The sequence below is a fragment of the uncultured Tyzzerella sp. genome, from assembly GCF_963558545.1.
In the GTDB taxonomy this organism is placed as follows: Bacteria; Bacillota; Clostridia; order Lachnospirales; family CAG-274; genus Tyzzerella.
The window spans coordinates 1-4,954 of record NZ_CAUWHO010000082.1 but is presented as its reverse complement, the minus strand read 5'-3'; the positions used below and the strand labels follow the sequence as shown (position 1 = coordinate 4,954).

The 4,954-nt window shown below is 24.8% G+C and carries 5 protein-coding genes; 4 read left to right on the top strand and 1 reads right to left on the bottom strand.

Translation table 11 applies throughout. The features are described 5' to 3' along the window. Window positions 1-147: 147 nt before the first annotated feature. The 4 genes from R5Z65_RS09470 (at window position 148) to R5Z65_RS09455 (ending at window position 3,196) form a co-directional block, all read left to right on the top strand. Window positions 148-645 (top strand): hypothetical protein, encoded by a 498-nt coding sequence (locus R5Z65_RS09470; protein ID WP_317368748.1) that lies wholly within the window; start codon window positions 148-150, stop codon window positions 643-645. Between the two features lie 9 nt (window positions 646-654). Next, a complete protein-coding gene (gene truA, locus R5Z65_RS09465; RefSeq protein ID WP_317368747.1) occupies window positions 655-1,389 on the top strand; it encodes a tRNA pseudouridine(38-40) synthase TruA in 735 nt (244 codons plus the stop codon). Between the two features lie 74 nt (window positions 1,390-1,463). After that, window positions 1,464-2,039: a hypothetical protein gene (locus R5Z65_RS09460; protein ID WP_317368746.1), complete on the top strand. Its 576-nt coding sequence runs from the start codon at window positions 1,464-1,466 to the stop codon at window positions 2,037-2,039. A 77-nt stretch (window positions 2,040-2,116) separates the two neighbouring features. Then, the gene (locus tag R5Z65_RS09455) at window positions 2,117-3,196 is read left to right on the top strand and encodes a glycerol dehydrogenase (RefSeq protein WP_317368745.1); all 1,080 of its coding nucleotides are present in this window, start codon (window positions 2,117-2,119) and stop codon (window positions 3,194-3,196) included. Window positions 3,197-3,238: 42 nt separating this feature from the next. Here R5Z65_RS09455 and uvrC read toward each other — a convergent pair. After that, a partial coding sequence (gene uvrC / locus R5Z65_RS09450) for an excinuclease ABC subunit UvrC (protein ID WP_317368744.1) occupies window positions 3,239-4,954 on the bottom strand: 1,716 nt, incomplete at its 5' end.

The following is a 4,954-nucleotide window of genomic DNA, read 5'->3' as shown; positions in this document are numbered from 1 at the left end:
TAATATTTTATCAAAAATTTTATTTATTGACTACAATAATATATATATAGTAACATATATATTATTTATATTTTATAGAGTTTATTTTATAAATCTATTATGACAATAGTAAGTAGTATTAATTGATAAAATTTAAGGAGAGATGCTATGATAAAAGGTAAAAATTTAGTACAATTTAAGCAGTATAATTTTTTATATATAAAAAATATTTTAGAAGGTATAGAAGAATTTAAACATATATGTTTTACAGGAAATTATAAGGAATATAGTACATTTATAAAGACTGTTATAGATAATAATGAAAAAAGTTTTTTTGATTTTTATTTCCCCAATATTAATGAAAATGAAAAACAAGTCTTTTATAATAATAACAATTATGATAATATAATAAAAAGGTTTAAATTTTCTAAAGATGAAATATATTTTAATGTAGATGATGTAGACGAAGATGTACTTAATTTTATAACAGAAATATCTTATAAAGAAATATTATTTTCTACATTTTATTTTAAAAATCCTTCTATGGTATTGTGGACTAATTATAATAAACAGTTTATTTTATTTTTTAAAGAAGATACATTTATTTTAAAATATAAGAAATTGGCAAAAAATTTAAATTTAAAAATTTTATATGAAAAATATTAGGGTGATTATATGAAAAATTATAAAATTATAGTATCTTATGATGGTACAAAATATAGTGGTTGGCAAAAACAAGGTAATACAGAGAATACTATACAAGGAAAGATAGAGAATATCTTGTCAAAAATGGTGGGAGAAAAAGTAGATGTTTTTGGTTCTGGAAGAACAGATGCAGGAGCTCACGCTAAACATCAAGTAGCAAATTTTAAAATAGACACAAATAAAAATAAAAAACAAATAATGGAATATATAAATGAATATTTACCAAATGATATAGCTATAAATAGTATAGAGGAAGTAGACATAAGGTTTCATAGTAGGCTTAATGCAAAAACAAAAACTTATTTGTATAGAATAAATACAACAGGTATTCCTAATGTTTTTGAAAAAAATTTTGTTTTTAATACTAAAGCAAATGTTGATTTAGAAAAAATGAGACAAGCTAGTAGACAATTTATAGGAGAATATGATTTTTTGCCATTTTGTAGCAATAAAAAATCAAAAAAATCTACTGTTAGAAAAATATATAGTATAAGTATTGTGGAAGAAGACGGAGAGATAAAAGTATATATAAAAGGAAATGGATTTTTATATAATATGGTTAGAATAATAGTGGGTACTTTATTTGAAATAGGTCAAGGTAAAAGAGAAGATAATATACAACAAATTTTTGAAGGCAAAGAAAGGGCAAATGCAGGTATAACTATGCCATCTTGTGGACTATGTCTTATAGATGTAGAATATTAATTTGTAAATAAGACTTGCACTAAATATATTTTTATTGCATATAATTTTTATATATTAATTTGGAGGAAAATTTTATGCAATATAGTATAAAAGATTTTTTAGATAGTTATAGTGTTAATGAAATTAAAGGGGAAGAAAAAAAAGAAGATAATGTAGAAATAGGATTAGATAATAATATGACTAATAGTGAAGAAAATACAGATACAGAGCAGACTAAATTAGATAACAATGTAGACGAAACAGGTACAAATATGGAACAACCTAAAATGTCAGAAGATGAAAAAATAGGGTATATTAGAGAACGAGAAATGGAGCTTATGAGAAAGTCTTATTCCGAAATAAATACTTTTTTATATCCTTTTGTTACAGAAGTTTTAGACGAATTTGAATTTATAGGTAGCCCTATTTATAGCATTAGTGGGATAGATAGAGAAACTATATATCAAATGGTAGATAGGGTTATAAATTTAGCAGAAGAAATTTTAGACCAAGTAGGAGAGGCTAAAAATGAAAGAACAGGAAACTACCTTAGAGAATGGGATAGGTGGGGGTTATTAAGAGCTTGTATAGAAAGTTTGCTACTAAATGATATTTTTGCTATAAGACGCCCTAATTATTATAGAAATTATGCTCCTACTATATTAAGATAATTACTAAAATAATATATAGCCAATATGATTTCTAGTTGTATTGGTTATATATCTAAAATATAAAAGAGGTGGATAAATTGAAAAAAATTATATTTTCACCAAGTACATATATACAAGGTAGACAGGAGATAAAAAATTTAGAAAAATATGTAAAACAACTTGGTAAAAACAGTGCATATATTGTTATAGATGAATTTATATATAACAATTATAAGGACCAAATTATAAATAGCTTTATAGAAAACAATACAAAATATAATTTAGCTATATTTAATGGGGAATGTTGTATTGAAGAGATTGAAAAACATAGACAAAATTTACAAGATTATAATATTATAATAGGTATAGGTGGTGGTAAAGCTTTAGATTTTGCTAAAGCTATATCATATTATGAAGATTATCCTGTTATTATTGTACCTACTGTTGCTTCTACTGATGCACCTTGTAGTAGGCTATCTGCTATATATACACAAAAAGGAGAGTTTTTACAATATATTACTTTAAAAAATAGCCCTGATATAGTTTTAGTTGATGTAGATATTATTATGAAAGCACCTGTTAGGTTTTTAATAGCAGGCATAGGAGATGCCATATCTACATATTATGAAACAAATGCTTGTTATAAATCAAATAGCAAAACAATAACAGGAGGAAACGTTACAAAGCATATACTTATGTTATCAAAGTTATGTAGAGATATTATATTACAAGATGGGTATAATGCCATATTATCATTAAAAGATGGGATATATAGTCAGGCTCTAGACGATGTAATAGAGGCTAATATATATCTTAGTGGTGTAGGATTTGAAAATGGGGGATTATCTGTAGCACACGCTTTGCATAATGGCCTTACTATATTAAAAGATAGCTATAAAAGTCTTCACGGGGAAAAAGTGGCTTTTGCTACTATTGTACAATTAATATTAGAAGGCAGACCTTTAGATGAAATAAAAGAGCTTATTTTGTTTTACAAAAAAATTGGACTACCTACAAATTTAGAAGAATTAGGTATTAATAATATATCTGATGAAGAAATTAGAAAAGTTGCAAAAGTAAGCTGTGATTTAAAATATACTATAAGAAACCATTTTTTAACAATAACAGAAGAAGATATATTTTTAGCAATAAAGTCATTAAATAAGCTAATTTTTTAGATAATATACTTATAAAAAATAAATAGCTATAATTATAGCTATTTATTTTTTATTGAAAAAATCATAAACAGATTTTGATGAATTATAGTTCATACTTTCTACCATTAAAAGCTCGTCTATACTTGCTAATTTAATTTTATCTATAGAGCCAAAATGTTTTAGTAAAGATTTTTTCCTTTTTTCACCTATACCATTAATATCATCTAAAATGGAGTGTGTTAAAGTTTTTTCTCTAGCTTTTCTATGATACTCTATAGCAAATCTATGAACTTCATCTTGTATTCTAGTTATAAGCTTAAATCCTTCAGAAGATTTTTTTAATTCCACTTCTTTATTGTTAAACAATAAACCTCTACTTCTATGGTTTTCATCTTTTACCATACCACATAATAATATATTTATACCTAAGGTATTTAAAATTTTAGATACAGCATTTATTTGCCCTTTTCCACCATCTAAAAAAATAATGTCTGGAAGTTTATTAAATTTACCATTTATAGTATTTTCTTTAGTTTCTTTTATATATCTTAAAAATCTTCTTTGGATTACTTCCTGCATACTTGCATAATCATTAGGGCCATTAACATATTTTATTTTAAATTTTCTATAATCTGTCCTTAAAGGTTTTCCATCTTCAAAAACAACCATAGAACCAACAGATTCTATTCCTTGTGTGTTAGATATATCATAAGCTTCTATTCTTTTTAGATAGGTGTTTATACCAAGGGCATTTGATATTTCTTGTAAAGCACCTATAGTTTTTTCTTTTTCTTTTTTTATTCTATCTCCAAAACGCTCTAAGCTTATAGAAGCATTTTGATACGCCATTTCAACTAATTTTTGTTTTTCTCCTTTTTTAGGAGTAATTATAGTAACTTTTTGTTCCTTTATAGAAGATAGCCATTTTTCTATTATTTCTCTATCATTTATATCTTCTTGTATAATTATTTCTTTAGGAACAAAAGGTGTTCCACTATAAAATTGTTTTATAAAATCCTCCATAAGTTCACTTCTTGTAAAATGCTCAATATTATTTATCATAAAGTGTTCTCTACCAACAATTTTTCCACCTCTAACAAAAAACACTTGAAACATAGCCTCATAAGTAGCTCTAGCAAACGCAATTATATCTTTATCATCAATATTTGTATTTTCCACTAATTGATTTTCTTCTAATTTTTTTATTGCAAATATTTTATCTCTTATTTCAGATGCTTTTTCAAATTTTAAGTTTTCAGAAAAAAACAACATTTCTTTTTCTAAATCGGATATTATTTCTGTATGTTTGCCATTAAAAAAATCAATTACTTTAAGTATAATTTTATTATAGTCTTCTTCAGATATATGGTAATTACAAGGAGCAGAGCATTTACCTATATGATAATTAAGGCAAGGGCGGTATTTACCTAAATCTTTAGGAAACTTTAAATTACAAGTCCTTATAGAAAATATGCTGTGCATAAGCTCTACATTTTCTTTTAACAATAGGCTGTTTGTAAAAGGGCCAAAGTATTTAGCTTTATCATTAAGATGCTTTCTTGTTATAAAGACTTTAGGAAACATTTCATTTGTAGTTATTTTTATATAAGGGTATGTTTTGTCATCTTTTAAACGAATATTATATTTAGGGTCGTATTTTTTAATAAGGTTATTTTCTAAAATTAATGCCTCAACTTCTGTATTTGTAACAATATATTCAAATCTTGATATATTTTTTACCATACTAAAAACTTTAAAAGAGTTTTTAGTAGAGCTATC

Excerpts from the sequence above, each read along its gene's own strand:
- truA (WP_317368747.1), top strand. The coding sequence starts at position 655 with ATGAAAAATTATAAAATTATAGTATCTTATGATGGTACAAAATATAGT.
- R5Z65_RS09460 (WP_317368746.1), top strand. The coding sequence starts at position 1,464 with ATGCAATATAGTATAAAAGATTTTTTAGATAGTTATAGTGTTAATGAA.
- R5Z65_RS09470 (WP_317368748.1), top strand. The coding sequence starts at position 148 with ATGATAAAAGGTAAAAATTTAGTACAATTTAAGCAGTATAATTTTTTA.